The sequence below is a fragment of the Streptomyces sp. NPDC055189 genome, assembly GCF_053606765.1.
In genome coordinates this window covers 117056-132501 of sequence record NZ_JBSGSG010000007.1, presented here as the reverse complement: position 1 = coordinate 132501, position 15446 = coordinate 117056, and the positions used below count along the sequence as shown (strand labels likewise).

General features: G+C 69.3%; 12 protein-coding genes. 7 read left to right on the top strand and 5 right to left on the bottom strand.

Annotated features, from left to right (window positions below):
- Positions 1 to 320 precede the first annotated feature (320 nt).
- The 3 genes from ACWFR3_RS07855 to ACWFR3_RS07845 all read left to right on the top strand — a co-directional run bounded on the left by ACWFR3_RS07855 (position 321) and on the right by ACWFR3_RS07845 (position 3137).
- Positions 321 to 443 (top strand): hypothetical protein, encoded by a 123-nt coding sequence (locus ACWFR3_RS07855; RefSeq protein WP_453733676.1) that lies wholly within the window; start codon positions 321 to 323, stop codon positions 441 to 443.
- 172 nt (positions 444 to 615) lie between these two features.
- A complete protein-coding gene (locus ACWFR3_RS07850) occupies positions 616 to 1998 on the top strand; it encodes a glycoside hydrolase family 6 protein (RefSeq protein ID WP_453733675.1) in 1383 nt (460 codons plus the stop codon).
- Between the two features lie 152 nt (positions 1999 to 2150).
- On the top strand, positions 2151 to 3137 hold the full coding sequence (locus ACWFR3_RS07845) for an arabinan endo-1,5-alpha-L-arabinosidase (RefSeq protein ID WP_453733731.1): 987 nt from the start codon (positions 2151 to 2153) through the stop codon (positions 3135 to 3137).
- A gap of 47 nt (positions 3138 to 3184) precedes the next feature.
- On the opposite strand, the gene arfA is transcribed toward ACWFR3_RS07845, so the two are convergent.
- From arfA to ACWFR3_RS07825, 4 genes are read right to left on the bottom strand one after another with little or no spacing between them, the layout of a single operon-like run.
- Positions 3185 to 4702 (bottom strand): arabinosylfuranosidase ArfA, encoded by a 1518-nt coding sequence (gene arfA, locus ACWFR3_RS07840; protein ID WP_453733674.1) that lies wholly within the window; start codon positions 4700 to 4702, stop codon positions 3185 to 3187.
- Between the two features lie 35 nt (positions 4703 to 4737).
- A complete protein-coding gene (locus ACWFR3_RS07835; RefSeq protein ID WP_453733673.1) occupies positions 4738 to 5616 on the bottom strand; it encodes a carbohydrate ABC transporter permease in 879 nt (292 codons plus the stop codon).
- Positions 5613 to 6560, bottom strand: a complete 948-nt coding sequence (locus ACWFR3_RS07830) for a carbohydrate ABC transporter permease (RefSeq protein ID WP_453733672.1) — start codon at positions 6558 to 6560, stop codon at positions 5613 to 5615. Before ACWFR3_RS07830 ends, ACWFR3_RS07835 begins: the two co-directional genes overlap by 4 nt.
- The gene (locus ACWFR3_RS07825) at positions 6557 to 7909 is read right to left on the bottom strand and encodes an extracellular solute-binding protein (protein WP_453733671.1); all 1353 of its coding nucleotides are present in this window, start codon (positions 7907 to 7909) and stop codon (positions 6557 to 6559) included. Before ACWFR3_RS07825 ends, ACWFR3_RS07830 begins: the two co-directional genes overlap by 4 nt.
- 290 nt (positions 7910 to 8199) lie before the next feature.
- Here ACWFR3_RS07825 and ACWFR3_RS07820 point away from each other — a divergent pair, with 290 nt between their 5' ends.
- The 3 genes from ACWFR3_RS07820 to ACWFR3_RS07810 all read left to right on the top strand — a co-directional run bounded on the left by ACWFR3_RS07820 (position 8200) and on the right by ACWFR3_RS07810 (position 12590).
- Positions 8200 to 10686: an alpha-L-arabinofuranosidase C-terminal domain-containing protein gene (locus tag ACWFR3_RS07820; RefSeq protein WP_453733670.1), complete on the top strand. Its 2487-nt coding sequence runs from the start codon at positions 8200 to 8202 to the stop codon at positions 10684 to 10686.
- A 145-nt stretch (positions 10687 to 10831) separates the two neighbouring features.
- Entirely contained in the window at positions 10832 to 11986 is a 1155-nt protein-coding gene (locus tag ACWFR3_RS07815; RefSeq protein ID WP_453733669.1) for a right-handed parallel beta-helix repeat-containing protein, read from the top strand.
- 106 nt (positions 11987 to 12092) lie between these two features.
- A complete protein-coding gene (locus ACWFR3_RS07810) occupies positions 12093 to 12590 on the top strand; it encodes a peptidylprolyl isomerase (RefSeq protein WP_453733668.1) in 498 nt (165 codons plus the stop codon).
- Between the two features lie 55 nt (positions 12591 to 12645).
- Here the strand turns inward: ACWFR3_RS07810 and ACWFR3_RS07805 are convergent, their stop codons facing one another.
- On the bottom strand, positions 12646 to 13302 hold the full coding sequence (locus ACWFR3_RS07805; protein ID WP_453733667.1) for a ThuA domain-containing protein: 657 nt from the start codon (positions 13300 to 13302) through the stop codon (positions 12646 to 12648).
- Positions 13303 to 13438: 136 nt separating this feature from the next.
- Here ACWFR3_RS07805 and ACWFR3_RS07800 point away from each other — a divergent pair, with 136 nt between their 5' ends.
- Positions 13439 to 15364 carry a glycoside hydrolase family 127 protein gene (locus tag ACWFR3_RS07800; protein WP_453733666.1) on the top strand — a complete coding sequence of 642 codons (1926 nt, stop codon included), beginning with the start codon at positions 13439 to 13441 and terminating at the stop codon, positions 15362 to 15364.
- The last annotated feature ends 82 nt before the right edge of the window (positions 15365 to 15446 follow it).

Genomic DNA, 15446 nt, shown 5'->3' with positions numbered 1-15446 from the left:
CGGTCTGGAGGGGCCGGAGCGGGGGGATTGGGGGAATGCGGACATGCGGGGATGTCTCCTGACGGCTCGATGGGGGGGGGGCGTGCTCCGCTTGGGGAGCGGGAGCACCAGTGGGAGCGGCAGTGGGAGCGCTCCCAAAGTTCAGCCGATTCGCCGTGATGTCAAGAGCCCGCACACGAAAGGGAGTTGTCGAATGAATTCGACGACGCGGATCCGGAGAATCTGAAGAACACGCCAACCTTTCTGTTCCCGGCGGCGACTTCCTGCTAGCTTCCACGGCACCAGTGGGAGCGATTCCGGTTCGATCCGAGGAGTCGCTCATGCCCCGTCCCCCGCGCCTGTTCCGCACCTTTGCCGTGCTTGCGGGCGCCGTCCTCGTCGCCGCCGGACCGGCGCCGCCCTCCGTCGCGGCGACGGAGGGTGCGGCGTCTACCGCGGCGTGATGGCCACAGGCGCCACCGAGCGCTTCGCTGCCGTCGCGGTGATGAACCCGCAGGCCGGTGGGGGCTTGTCGCGCAGTTCCCCGGGCCCCTTACGGGGCGCCACCCCCACGAAGACCCCCGCACCCCACACCCCACACCCCACACCCCACACCTGAAGGGAATCACCCCCACCATGAGCCGCACGCACACCAGGCACCGCAGATCCCGCGCCCTCTTCCTGGCCGCACTCGCCACCGTCCTCGCCACCACCGGCGGCACCGCGCTTGCCGTGGGCGACGGCGCGAGCAGCGGTACGCAGACTCAGGCAGCGGCGGCGCGCGTCGACAATCCGTACGCGGGCGCCAAGCCCTACGTGAACCCCGAGTGGTCGGCGAAGGCCGCCGCCGAGCCGGGCGGCAGCGCCATCGCGGACCAGCCCACCGGTGTCTGGCTCGACCGGATCGCCGCGATCGAGGGCGCCGGCGAATCGATGGGCCTGCGCGACCACCTGGACGAGGCGATCGCGCAGGGCGCGGGCGTCATCCAGCTCGTCATCTACAACCTGCCGGGCCGGGACTGTGCCGCCCTCGCCTCCAACGGCGAACTCGGCCCCACCGAGATCGACAAGTACCAGACCGACTACATCGACCCCATCGCCGCGATCCTCGCCGACTCCAAGTACGCGAATCTGCGCATCGTCACGACCGTCGAGATCGACTCGCTGCCCAACCTGGTCACCAACACCGGCAGCCGCCCCACCGCGACGCCCGAGTGCGACGTGATGAAGGCCAACGGCAACTACGTGAAGGGCGTCGGATACGCGCTGCGCAAGCTCGGCGCCGTCCAGAACGTCTACAACTACGTGGACGCGGGCCACCACGGCTGGATCGGCTGGGACGACAACTTCGCCGCTTCCGCCCAGGTCATGCACCAGGCGGCGACCGCCGACGGCGGCAGCGTCGACAACGTGCACGGCTTCATCACCAACACGGCGAACTACAGCGCCCTGAAGGAGAACAACTTCAAGATAGGCGACACGGTCAACGGCCGGTCGGTCCGCGAGTCCAAGTGGGTCGACTGGAACCGCTCCGTCGACGAGCTCTCCTTCGCCCAGTCCTTCCGCGATCAGCTCGTCTCCACCGGCTTCAGGTCCGACATCGGCATGCTGATCGACACCTCGCGCAACGGCTGGGGCGGCTCGGCGCGGCCCGCGGGCCCCGGCCCGACGACGGACGTGGACTCGTACGTGGAAGGCGGCCGATACGACCGGCGCATTCACATCGGCAACTGGTGCAACCAGTCTGGCGCGGGCCTCGGCGAGCGGCCGAAGACCGCCCCGGAGGCCGGCATCGACGCCTATGTGTGGATCAAGCCGCCGGGTGAGTCCGACGGGGCGAGCAAGGAGATCCCGAACGACGAGGGCAAGGGCTTCGACCGCATGTGTGACCCGACATACGAGGGGAATCCCCGCAACGGCTTCAACCCCTCCGGCGCGCTCCCGGACGCGCCGATCTCGGGCAAGTGGTTCTCGGCCCAGTTCCAGGAGCTGCTGAAGAACGCGTATCCGGCGCTGTAATACGTGCGCGGGCGGCAACCTCGCGGGGGCGGGCGGCGACCACTTGTCGTACCGCCTCCGCTCAACTCCCCTACGAACAGGGGGAGTTACAGCCGCCACGCAAGGAGTCCGGAGTGAGCCGCACCCCCATCCACACCTCCAACCGCATCCCCATCCGCACCCCCAACCGTTCCCCCTTCCGGCGCAGAGCCCTCATCACCCTGCCCGCCGCCGCGCTGCTCGCCCTCATCCCGGGCAGCGCCACCGCCTACCCCAACCCGGGCCAGGTCACCGGCGACATCGTCGTACACGACCCGACCCTGGCCCGCACCTCGTCGGGCAAGTACCTGCTCTACTCGACCGGCGACGGCCTGCAACTGCGCACCTCCACCGACCGGATCGCCTTCGGCCGCAGCGGCTCCGCCTTCCCCACCCGCCCCAGCTGGTGGAACAACTACAACTCCACCGGGGACGTCTGGGCACCCGACATCTCGTACCACGGCGGCAAGTACCTGATGTACTACTCCGTCTCGTCTTTCGGCTCCAACAAATCCGCGATCGGCCTCGCGGGCTCCACCACCGGCGAGCCCGGCTCCTGGACCGACTACGGCGCCGTGTACACCTCGACCACGTCCAGCGACTACAACGCCATCGACCCGAACCTCTTCGTCGACGACGACGGCAAGTGGTGGCTGTCCTTCGGCTCCTGGTGGACCGGGATCAAGATGATCCGGATCGACCCCTCGACCGGCAAGCAGTACGCGGGCGACACGACCCGGCGTTCGCTCGCCTCGCGTCCCACCGGCACCAAGGCCGTCGAAGCTCCCTACATCGTCAAGCGGAACGGCTACTACTACCTCTTCGCCTCATACGACACCTGCTGCGCGGGCACCAGCTCCACGTACAAGATCAAGGTGGGCCGCTCCTCCGGTGTCACCGGCCCCTACGTCGACAAGAACGGCGTCGGCATGATGAACAACGGCGGGACCCCGGTGCAGGAGAGCCACGGCCGCTACATCGGCCCCGGCGGCCAGTCGGTCATGAAGGACACCGACGGCGACCTGCTCGTCTACCACTACTACGACGGCCAGGACAACGGCACCCCCAAGCTCGGCGTCAACCTCCTGAACTGGAGCTCCGGATGGCCCGTCGCCTACTGACCCGCTCGCGGCCCCGCCCCTCGCCGGTCCACCCCCGGAGGCCGGGGCTAGCCGAGCCGGATCACGTTCCATGACAGCGGCTCCAGGACGGCGTTCAACGTCCCGTCCCGGAGTGCCGTGCCGCTCACCCCGTGGGGGGTGACGCGCTCCGGCTCCGCGAGGGTGTTGCGGGCGTCGGGGTCCGCGTCGGACAGCGCGCTGTGCTCGATGACGTCGCTCAATTCCAGCTCCTGGAGCGCGACTTCGAGCGACAGCTCCTCGCTCTGGCTCCGGTTGACGGCGAACACGGTGACCGTGCCGTCCTCGGCGCGGACGGCCGTCGCGTGCAGCAGGGGCACCTCGCCGAACTTCCGCGTCTCGTGCGCGGGTGAGTCCACGCGCACGTCCAGGACCTGGCCGCGGCCGTACCGCGAGGCCTGCGCGAAGGGGAAGAAGGACGTCTGGCGCCAGGCGGGGCCGCCCGGCTCGGTCAGGATCGGCGCGATGACGTTGACCAGCTGGGCCAGGCAGGCGACGGCCACCCGGTCGGCGTGGCGCAGCAGCGCGATCAGGAGCGAGCCGACGACGACCGCGTCGGTGACGGTGTAGTTGTCCTCCAGGAGACGCGGCGCCTCGGGCCAGTCGCGCAGGCTCTCCTCGACCTCGGGGTGCGGCCGGGACTGGTACCAGACGTTCCACTCGTCGAACGAAAGGTTGATCTTCTTCTTGGACTTCAGGCGGGCGCCCACGTGGTCGCAGGTGGCGACGACGTTCTCGATGAAGGACTCCATGTCGACGGCGGAGGCGAGGAACGAGTCCCGGTCGCCGTCGGTCTCCTCGTAATAGGCGTGCAGGGAGATGTGGTCGACGAGGTCGTAGGTCTCGGCCAGGACCGTGGCCTCCCACTCGGCGAAGGTCTCCATGGACTGGCCCGAGCTGCCGCAGGCGACGAGCTCGACGTCCGGGTCGATCTGGCGCATGGCGCGGGCGGTCTCGGCCGCCAGACGGCCGTACTCCTCCGCGGTCTTGTGGCCGGTCTGCCACGGCCCGTCCATCTCGTTGCCCAGGCACCACATGCGGATGCCGAAGGGGTTCTTGTCGCCGTGCGCGGCGCGCAGGTCGGACAGGGCGGTGCCGGCGGGATGGTTGGCGTACTCCTGGAGTTCCAGGGCCTCTTCCACACCGCGCGTGCCGAGGTTCACCGCCATCATCGGTTCGGCCTGCGGGCCGATCTTGCGCAGGAAGGCGATGTACTCGGAGAGCCCGAACCGATTGGTCTCCGTGGAGTGCCAGGCCAGGTCGAGACGGCGCGGCCGCTCGTCGGCGGGCCCGACGGAGTCCTCCCACTTGTACCCCGAGACGAAGTTCCCGCCGGGATAGCGCACGGCCGTCACACCGAGCTCGCGGATGAGTCCGAGCACGTCGGTGCGCAGCCCCGCCTCGTCCGCCGAGGGGTGGCCCGGTTCGTAGATGCCGGTGTAGACGCACCGGCCCAGGTGCTCGACGAAGGAGCCGAAGAGCCGGGGGTCCACGTCGCCGACGGCGAAGGCGGGGTCGAGCGTGAAGCGGGCGGAACGGGGGGCCATGTGGAACCTTTCGGCAGAGCGTGGCAGCAGGGGATTCACTGGCCGGCCAGGCCCGTATGGGCCACGCCGCTGATGATCTGGCGCTGGAAGAAGACGAACACGACGACCAGGGGCAGGCCCGCCATGAGGCCGCCGGCCATGAGCTGCGCCCACTGGATGCCGTAGGAGTTCATGACGGTCGCGATGCCGTTCGGCATGGTCATCAGGTCGGGGTTGTTGGTCACCATGTAGGGCCACAGGAAGTTGTTCCAGGACGCTATGAAGGTGAAGATCCCGACGGCCGAGAGCGAGGGCCTGGACAGGGGCAGGACGATGGTGAAGAAGACCCGCCAGCGTCCGGCGCCGTCGATGTACGCGGCCTCCTCCAGTTCGTGCGGGATGGACTGGAAGAACTTGTAGAGGATGTAGACCATCGCGGCGGGCGCGCACTGCGGCAGGATCATGCCCCAGTAGGTGTCGACCATCCCCATGGACTGGACGGTCGTGAAGAGCGGGACGCCGAGCACGGCGGGCGACACCATCAGGCCCGCCATCACCAGGCCGAGCAGCGCGTTCTTGCCCCGGAACTCGGTGCGCGCGAAGCCGTAGCCGGCGAGTGCGCTGACGAGCACCACGATGAAGGTGACGCAGACCGAGACGACGAGTGAGTTCACGAACCAGTTGGTGATGTTGCCGCTCTCGAAGAGCGCCTTCCACGCCTGGCCCGTCCATTCCTCGGGCACCCAGTGGGTGGGCACCTCGACGGCCTCGGTCTCCGACTTGAGAGAGGTGAAAAGGGCCCACAGGAGCGGTGTCATCCACACCGCGGAGACGGCGGCGCCGAGCGCGGTGAGCACGATCTGGCTCGGGGTCCACTTCTTCTTGCCGCTGTGCTTCTTGCCGCTGTTCTTCCGTACGTCGACGGCCGTGCTCATCGCACGCCCTCCTCACGCTTGCGCAGGAGCCACATCCGGCCGAGGGCGACGGCCGCGATGAGCACGAAGAAGATGATGGAGATCGCGGAGGCATAGCCGACGCGGTAGGCGGTGAAGCCCTCTTCGAGGGTGTACTGCACGAAGGTCCGGGTGCTTTCCTCGGGGCCAGGACCGAAGTCCTGCATCACCACGGCCTGGTCGAAGACCTGGAGCGAGGCGAGGATCTGCAGCGTGATCACGAGGCCGGTGATGTTGCGCAGCATCGGCAGGGTGATGTGCACCAGGCGGTGCCAGGCGTTCGCGCCGTCCAGGGCGGCGGCCTCGTACAGGTGGTTCGGGATGTTCTGCAGTGCCGCGAGGAAGAGCAGGAAGCTGAAGCCGACCGTCCACCACAGGGTGGTGATCACGACGGCGAGCAGGGCGGTGGATTTCTGCGTCAGCCAGGGCGTGTCGAGCCCGAAGACATGGTTGATCATGCCGGTGGCCGGGTTGAACAGCCACTGCCACAGGTTTCCCGCGACCGTCGACGGCAGCAGGAAGGGCGCGAAGAAGCACAGCCGCCACAGCCACTTGGCGCGCTCGATGTGGTGGGCGAGCATCGCGAGGAGGAAGGCGAGGACGACGATGCAGGGCACCACGAGCAGCGTGAAGTACGCGCTGTGCCCGAGGGCGTCCCACATGAGCGGGTTGTCGAAGGCCTCGCGGTAGTTGTCGAGGCCCACGAAGCTCTCGCCCGTGCCGGAGATGTTGGCGTCGGTGAAGCTCAGCCACAGGCCGCGGCCGATGGGCAGCAGCACGAAGAGCGCGAAGAGGACGAGGAAGGGGGCGACGAACCAGCCGCCGTGCTGGAGGCGGCGGGTCAGTCGCGTCCGGGGTGATGCGGCGTCCGTCGCCGGGGCGGGCCGTACGGCGGCCGGTGCGACCGCGGTGTCCAGGGCGCTCACGCGGCTGCCCCTCCCTCGGTGGCGGATCTGCCTTCCATCGGGTTCTTCATGGCGACCAGCTTTTCGAGTACGTCCTTCATGCGGCGGGCCGTGGCGTCCGGCTTGGCGGAGCCGACGTTGGAGGAGGCGATGACGGGGCCGATGCGCTGGGCCAGGAGTCCGGTGGATCCGGCGAACCAGGCGGGCGGCTCGACGGCCATGTGGTCCATCGCAAAGACGTACTCCGACTGCGGTTCGAGCGACAGGTACTTCCTGTCGTCGAGCGTGGGCAGGTAGGCGGGGATGTGACCGCCCCGCGCCCAGGCCGTGGCGTTCTTGACGACGTACGCGGCCAGTTGGTGCGCGCCCTCGTTGGTGGCGCCGCCGCGCTGCGACTGGTGCGGCAGGACGAAGCAGTGGGACTCGGTGTGGGTGGCGGGCTTGCCGAAGACCGGCGGCAGCGGGGTCGCGCCGTATTCGAGCTTCGCCCCGCTGAAGACCGGCACCGACCAGTTGCCCTCCCAGGTGAAGGCCGATCCGTTGACGAAGGCCTCGGCGTCGGCGATGCCGATCGCGGTGGAGTAGCCGTCGGTCAGGTGCTGCCGCAGGAACTCCAGGACCCGGGTGGCCTTGTCGGTGTCGAGGGTGACGTCCCGGCCGTCGGCGCTGAGGCAGGTGCCGCCGAGCTGGGTGTAGAAGGAGAGGAAGAACCACCAGGAGAAGTTGGGTTCGTCGGCCTTGATGCCGATGGTGTGGACGTCTCCCTTGACGGCCTTCTTCGCGGCCTTGAGCGCCTTGAACCAGTCCTCGGGCGAGGTGACCTCCGCCAGATCGCCGTTCGCGGCGAGCAGTCCCGCCTGCTCGCACACGTCCCTGCGGTAGAAGCAGAGCTGGGCGTGGATGTCGAGGGGGACGCCGTAGAGCTTGCCGTCGACGACGGCGCGCTTCCACAGCACCGGGTTGAAGTCCGCCTCGCGCACCCCGTACTTCGCGAGCAGCCGCACGTCCCAGGGGTCGAGCAGCTGTCCGGGCGCGAAGCCGGGGATCCGGCCCAGGTGCATCACCGCGAGGTCGGGGGCGCGGTTCCCGGACGCCGCCATGGCGAGCTTGGTGTAGTACGGATTGCCCCACTGGAGGGTCGAGTCCTTGACGTCGACGTCGGGGTTCGCGGCGCGGAAGGCGTCAAGCATCGCGATCATGTTGGCACCGTCGCCGCCGGAGAACAGGTTCCAGTAGCGGACCCGTACGTCCGCGTCCGACGCGATCGCCGACGCGCTGCGATTGGCGGCGGCGAGTCCGAAACTGCCCGCGACGGCGAGCGCTCCGATGGAGCCGAGCACACCTCGTCGGCTCGGGAGGGGTGGTGACATTGCGGCTCACTTCTGTTCGATATTTCGAATGCTGCTCGCAACTTCGAACGGACCGTAAGGTCGAACGCGGGGCGCGTCAACGGTTCGGACAGAGCCGGCGGCGAAGTCCCAGGATTTTCACGGCAGTTGTTCGAGATCACGAACCCCGGGGTCCACCTCCGTCACTTCCTGCGCAATGCGTTGACGAGCCGCTCTTCGCTACCTAAGTTGCCGTTCGACCGTTCGACCTACTGATCAGTGTTCGAAATACCGCACACGCCGCACGATGGCAGACGAGGACTGGGGTACGCATGGCACGCAGACGATGGAGACTCGGGCTCACCCTGGGAGCCCTGCTCGCCGGAACGCTCGCCGCGGGACCCACCGCCGCGGCCGAACCCACCGACTACACCATCGACGTCGACCCGGCCCGCACCGGCGCGAAGATCGACGACTCGATGTACGGCGTCTTCTACGAGGACATCAACCGCGCGGCGGACGGCGGCCTCTACGCCGAGCTCGTCCAGAACCGCTCCTTCGAGTACAGCACCGCCGACAACTCCGCCTACAAGCCGCTGACCTCATGGGACACGTCCGGTTCCGCCGAGGTGGTGAACGACGACGGCCGCCTCAACGCCCGTAACCGCAACTACCTTTCTCTGAGCGGCAGTTCGTCCGTCACCAACACCGGCTACAACACCGGTCTCGCGGTCACCAAGGGCGATCGCTACGACTTCTCGGTCTGGGCGCGCACCAGCGGAACGCAGAAGGCGCCACTGACCATCGCCCTGCGCGACGCCTCCGGCGACCTCGCCCCGGCGCGTCGCGTCACCGCACGCGGCGGCTGGGCGAAGTACAAGGCCACGTTCACCGCGGACCGCACCTCCGACACCGGCCGGCTCACGGTCGCCTCGGACGCGGCCCCCGTCTCGCTCGACGAGATCTCCCTCTTCCCCCGCGACACGTTCAAGGGCCGCGCGAACGGCCTGCGCAAGGACCTCGCCCAGAAGATCGCCGACCTGGACCCCGGCTTCCTGCGCTTCCCCGGCGGCTGCCTGGTCAACACCGGCTCCCACGAGGCGTACGACGAGCAGTCCGGCTGGCAGCGCAAGCGCTCCTACCAGTGGAAGGACACCATCGGGCCCGTCGAGCAGCGCGCCACCAACGCCAACTTCTGGGGCTACAACCAGAGTTACGGCCTCGGCTACTACGAGTACTTCCAGTTCGCCGAGGACACCGGCGCCATGCCGCTGCCCGTCGTGCCCGCCCTGGTGACCGGCTGCGGCCAGAACAAGGCCACCGACGACCCGGCACTCCTCAAGCGGCACATCCAGGACACCCTGGACCTCATCGAGTTCGCCAACGGCCCGGTGACCAGCGAGTGGGGCAAGAAGCGCGCGGCGATGGGCCACCCGAAGCCCTTCCGCCTCACCCACCTGGAGGTCGGCAACGAGGAGAACCTCCCCGAGGAGTTCTTCGCCCGCTTCAAGGAGTTCCGCGCCGCCATCGAGGCGAAGTACCCGGACATCACCGTCATCTCCAACTCCGGTCCCGACGACAGCGGTTCGACCTTCGACAAGGCATGGCAGCTCAACCGCGACGCCGACGTCGCCATGGTCGACGAGCACTACTACAACAGCCCGCAGTGGTTCCTGGAGAACAACGACCGCTACGACTCCTACGACCGCAAGGGCCCCGAGGTCTTCCTCGGCGAGTACGCCTCGCAGGGCAACAAGTTCTCCAACGCCCTGTCCGAAGCGGCCTTCATGACCGGCCTGGAGCGCAACGCGGATGTCGTCAAGCTCGCCTCGTACGCCCCGCTGCTCGCCAACGAGGACTACGTGCAGTGGAAGCCGAACATGATCTGGTACGACAACGACCAGTCATGGGGCTCGGCCAACTACGAGACGCAGAAGCTCTTCATGCGCCACGTCGGTGACGAGGTCGTGCCGTCCACGGCATCGGCCACCCCCGCCACGTCCGGCCCCATCACCGGCGCCGTCGGCCTGTCCACCTGGGCGACCCGCGCCGCGTACGACGACGTGAAGGTGACCGGCGAGGACGGCGAGACGCTCCTGAGCGACGACTTCTCCGGCGACGACGGCCGGTGGAGCAGAGCGGCGGACAAGGGGACCTGGGCGGTCCAGGACGGCGCGTACGTCCAGTCCGACGAGGCCGCCGAGAACACCCTGGTCACGGCGGGCGACAAGGGCTGGCAGAACTACGACCTGAACGTGAAGGCCACCAAGAAGTCCGGCAAGGAGGGCTTCATGGTCGCCTTCGGGGTCAAGGACTCCGGCAACCACTACTGGTGGAACCTGGGCGGCTGGAACAACACCCAGTCGGCCGTCGAGAAGAGCGTCGACGGCGCGAAGCAGACCATGGTCCAGGACACCACGGCCATCGAGACGGGCCGCACCTATGACCTGCGCGTGGAGGTGCGCGGCCGCCAGGTCACGCTCTTCCTCGACGGCAAGAAGTGGGGTTCGTTCACGGACGACAAGATCGCCGAGCCGTTCCGCCAGGTCGTCACCCGCGACAAGGCCACCGGTGACCTGATCGTCAAGGTCGTCAACGCGCAGGGTTCCGAGGCGCGCACCAAGGTCGGTCTCGGCCCGGGCGCGCGGGTCGGGCGGAGCGCGAAGGTGACCACGCTGGCCGCGGACCCGGCCGCGGAGAACACGAAGGACGCGACGCCGGTCAAGCCGGTGACCTCGACGTTCAAGGGGGTGTCCGAGTCCTTCTCGTACACCTTCCCGGCGAACTCGATCACCTTCATGAGGATCAGGACCGAGTGAGGGGGTCGCGGACCGGCTGAGGAAGATCCTTCCGCGCGGCAACCTTTCCGGCGCGCGGCGGGCACTAGGGGGTGGCGGCTGCCCGGAGGTCATGGGGTTCCCGGGCAGCCGCCGCACCACACCCCCTAGGAGAGGAACGTCTGCTGTGAGCAGCAGCACCGGACGCCACCGCAGGACCCGCACGATCACCCTCGCCGCCGCCGTCGCCGTGGCGGCGGGAGCGGGCGGCGTCCACCTGGGTCTCGCCCCGGACGACGCGGAGGCCGCGAGCGGCACCGTGGTCGTCTCGACCGCCGCGGCCCTCGAAACCGCGGTGGCGAACGCGTCGGCGGGGACCACGATCCAGGTGCGGGGCGGCACGTACTACCCGGCCAAGACCCTGAAGTCGACGGCGAACGGCAGCGCCTCCGCGCGCATCACCCTCGCCGCGTACGGCACCGAGAAGGTGACGATCGACGGTTCGAAGCTCGCCGAGGGCTCCTGGCTCGCCGGTATCTACGGCGATCACTGGACCGTGCAGAACCTCACCTTCCGCAATTCCCCCGCGCAGGGCTTCGTCGCCACCTCGTCCGTGGGCGGCATCTTCAAGAACCTGGTCACCGCCGACAACGGCGACTCCGGTTTCACCCTGCGCGGCGACGGCACGACCGACAACCTGGTGCAGAACCTCGACAGCCACGGCAACTACGACGCCGCCACGCACGGCCAGAACGCGGACGGCCTCGCGGTGAAGTTCGGCTCGGGCACGGGCAACAAGATCACCGGGGCGCGTCTGTTCAACAACGCCGACGACGGCCTGGACCTGTGGCAGTACGCGTCCCCCGTCACCGTCGAGCACACCTGGGCCTTCGGCAACGGCAAGAACCGCTGGAACGACTCCGCCTGGGAAGGCAACGGCAACGGGTTCAAGCTGGGCGGCGGCGGTGCGAGCGCCGCGCACGTGGTGAACAACAACGCGGCCTGGGACAACACGCTCCACGGCTTCACCGAGAACTCCAACCCCGGCGCGATCAACCTCAACCGCAACACCGCGTACGCCAACAAGGAGACCGGCTTCTACTTCGCGACGGGCAAGGGCCGCCTGGCCCGCAATCTGGCCGTCGGCAACGGCACGGGCCCGGCCAAGCCCGGCTCCGGCACCGTCTCGGCCGCCAACAACTGGGACAGCGGTGTCGCGACCCCGGCCTTCCGCTCCAAGGACGCCACCACGGTGTACGGCGCCCGCCAGGCGGGCGGAGCCCTGCCCGCGACGGCGTTCCTGACGACCGGCAGCACGTCCATCGGCTCGACCATGGACTGACACGGCCCGGGTCCGGAGGGCATTATGCCTGGTCACCGGAGCCATGGGGGAGGTATTAGGGGGTTCGGTTGGCGGGCGGGGACATGGCAATGACAGGATGAGGACCATGACAATCAAGGCTTATTTCGACATCACCATCGACGGCAAGCCCGAAGGCCGCATCACGTTCAACCTCTTCGACGACGTCGTGCCGAAGACCGCGGAGAACTTCCGCGCGCTCGCCACCGGCGAGAAGGGCTTCGGTTACGCGGGCTCGTCGTTCCACCGCGTCATTCCGGACTTCATGCTCCAGGGCGGCGACTTCACCGCCGGCAACGGCACGGGCGGCAAGAGCATCTACGGCGCCAAGTTCCCCGACGAGAACTTCACGCTCAAGCACACCAAGCCGGGCCAGCTGTCGATGGCCAACGCGGGCCCGAACTCCAACGGCTCGCAGTTCTTCATCACCACGATCGCCACGACCTGGCTCGACGGCAAGCACGTCGTGTTCGGTGAGGTCGCGGACGAGGAGAGCCTGGCCCTCGTCAAGAAGATCGAGAGCTACGGCTCGCAGTCCGGCGCCACCAAGGCCGAGGTCACCATCGCCGCCTCCGGCACCCTCTAGCCGCCGGTACGAACCGGCCGGCAGGTACGAGCCCCCGCCCCCGCCGGGCGGGGGCTCACCCGTGCCCGGTCACATACCGCAGGCCGCCAAGGAGGTGGGCGCGGAAGACCGGGTCCGCGTAGGCCTCGGCGGCGTGGCCGAGTGCCGTGTAGAACACCGGGCCTCCGCCCTGTTCGCGGCACCACACCAGGGGATGGTCGGCGCCCATCCCGCCCCCTTCGTACGAGGACTCGTCGGCGGACGCCAGGACCCGCACCGCACCGCGCGGCGAGGACCGGAAGTCGTACCACTCGTCGGTGAACTCCCACGTCGCGGGGAGGTGCGCGGTGGCGGGGTGTGCGTGATCCTCGACGGTCAGGCGACCGGGCTGGTACGCGGGGTGGCGGGCGAAGCGCGCGCCGAGGAGCTCGCCGTAGTACGGCCAGTCGTACTCGGTGCAGGCCGCCGCGTGGACGCCCATGAAGCCGCCGCCCGCCGACCGGTGCGCCCGCAGCGCGGCCCGCCCGGCAGGCGTGAGGACGTCGCCGCTGGTGGAGAGGAAGACGATCGCCGCGTAGCCGGACAGGTCCCGCTCGAAGGCGGCCGGATCCTCGGTCGCGTCGGCGGACCAGCCGCTTGTGCCGGCGAGCTCGCGCAGGGCGGCGATTCCGGCCGGGATCGACGCGTGCCGGTAGGCGGTCGTTCGGCTGTAGACCAGCAGACGGGGGCTCATGGGCCCTGATCGTAGAAGCCCATGCGGTCGACCCCTCCCCCGCGCCCGGCGGCGAGGGGTAGCGTCGGCGGCAGCAGCAAATTTCCGAACGATGTTCCAGATGCCGAACGAACGTGGCGCAGAGGAATTGGCACGCATGCCCGATCTCACGCCCCCGCACATACCCGCGGGACCGATCCGTCTCCGTGCGAACGCGCACACCGCCCTGCGCCCGGCGTCCGGGGCGCGCATCACCGGCGGATTCTGGGCGGCCCGTCGGCGCGTCAACGCCTCGGTGAGCATCCCGCAGGGCCCCGGGCGCCTCGAACAGGCGGGGAACCTGGCCAATCTGCGTGCGGCGGCGGAGGGCTCCGGCGCCTTCGCCGGGGATTACCCGTTCCAGGACTCCGACGTCCACAAGTGGCTCGAGGCCGCCTCCTGGCAGCTGGCCGACGAACCCGGCGGGGACGGGCCCGGCGGGGACGTGCACCGCCTGGTGTCGCTCGTCGCCGCCGCCCAGGAACCCGACGGCTATCTCCAGACGTACTACCAGGTCGCCCGCCCCGAACGGCGCTGGAGCGAGCTCGACTGGGGCCACGAGCTGTACTGCGCGGGTCATCTGATCCAGGCGGCCGTTGCGCACCACCGCACCACAGGCCGCCGCGAACTCCTGGACGTGGCCGTGCGGTTCGCCGCGCACATCGACTCCGTCTTCGGGGCGGACGCCACGCCGGACCGGAAGACCGACGGGATCTGCGGGCATCCGGAGATCGAGACCGCCCTGGTGGAGCTGTACCGCGAGACCGGCGAGCGGCGCTTCCTCGACCTCGCAGGCCACTTCACCGACCGTCGCGGCCACGGACTGCTCGCGGCGGGCGCCGACCGCCACCGCGATCCGGGTCCGGCGTACTGGCAGGACCATCTCCCCGTACGCGAGGCGCCGACGGTCACCGGGCACGCCGTGCGGCAGCTGTATCTCCTGGCCGGGGCCGCCGACCTGGCCATGGAGACCGGTGACACCTCGCTGCGCGAGGCCCTGGAGCGGCTCTGGCACGCCATGACCACCGAGAAGACGTACCTCACCGGCGGGGTCGGCGCACGGCACGAGGGCGAGGCGTTCGGCGAGCCCTTCGAGCTGCCGCCCGACCGGGCGTACGCGGAGACCTGCGCGGCCATCGCCTCCGTGCAGTGGTCCTGGCGGATGGCGCTGCTCACCGGCGAGACCCGCTACTCCGACCTGATCGAGCGCACTCTCTACAACGGCTTCCTGTCGGGAGTCTCCCTGGACGGCGACCGCTGGCTGTACGTCAACCCGCTCCAGGTCCGCGACGACCACGAGGCCCTTCCCGGCGACGGAACGGCCCGCCGCACGCCCTGGTTCCGCTGCGCCTGCTGCCCGCCGAACGTGATGCGCCTCCTTGCCTCGCTCCCCCACTATGTGGCGAGCGGCGACGCGGACGGCCTGCAGCTGCACCAGTACGCGACGGGTACGTACGCGACCGACGGCGCGGGCGGCACAGTGGGTGGCGGGGCGGTCACCGTGGAGACGGAGTACCCGTGGAAGGGCCGCGTCACGGTCACCGTCGACACGGCTCCGGCGGACCGCGAATGGACGCTTTCGCTGCGCATCCCCGCCTGGTGCGCCGAGTTCACGGTGGCCGCGCCGGACCGGCAGGACCGGCAGGACCGCACCGAGACCGACCCCGGCTGGCTGCGGATCCGCCGCCGCTGGCGCCCCGGCGAGCGCGTCGTCCTGGACCTGGCCCTGGACGTACGGCTCAAGGAACCGGATCCGCGGGTGGACGCCGTCCGCGGCTGCCTGGCATTGGAGCGCGGGCCCCTCGTGTACTGCCTGGAGAGCGTCGACCAGGAGGCGGGCCTGCGTCTCGACGACGTGACCCTCGCGCCGGCCGCCCGCATCGCCACCGGCCACCGCCCGGATCTCCTGGGCGGCGTCACCGTCGTGACCGCATCCGGCCGCGTGCGGTCCCGGGGGCGGGAGACGCGGCTGACCGCGGTGCCGTACTACGCGTGGGCGAACCGGGAGGAGGGGGCCATGCGGGTCTGGATCCCGGAGAGCTGACCGGGGCTCCCCCGGCCGCCGGGAGCTGTCTCAATCCCCCCTGGCGCCCCACTGGTTGAGCATGCGCGCTCCCGCGTACGTA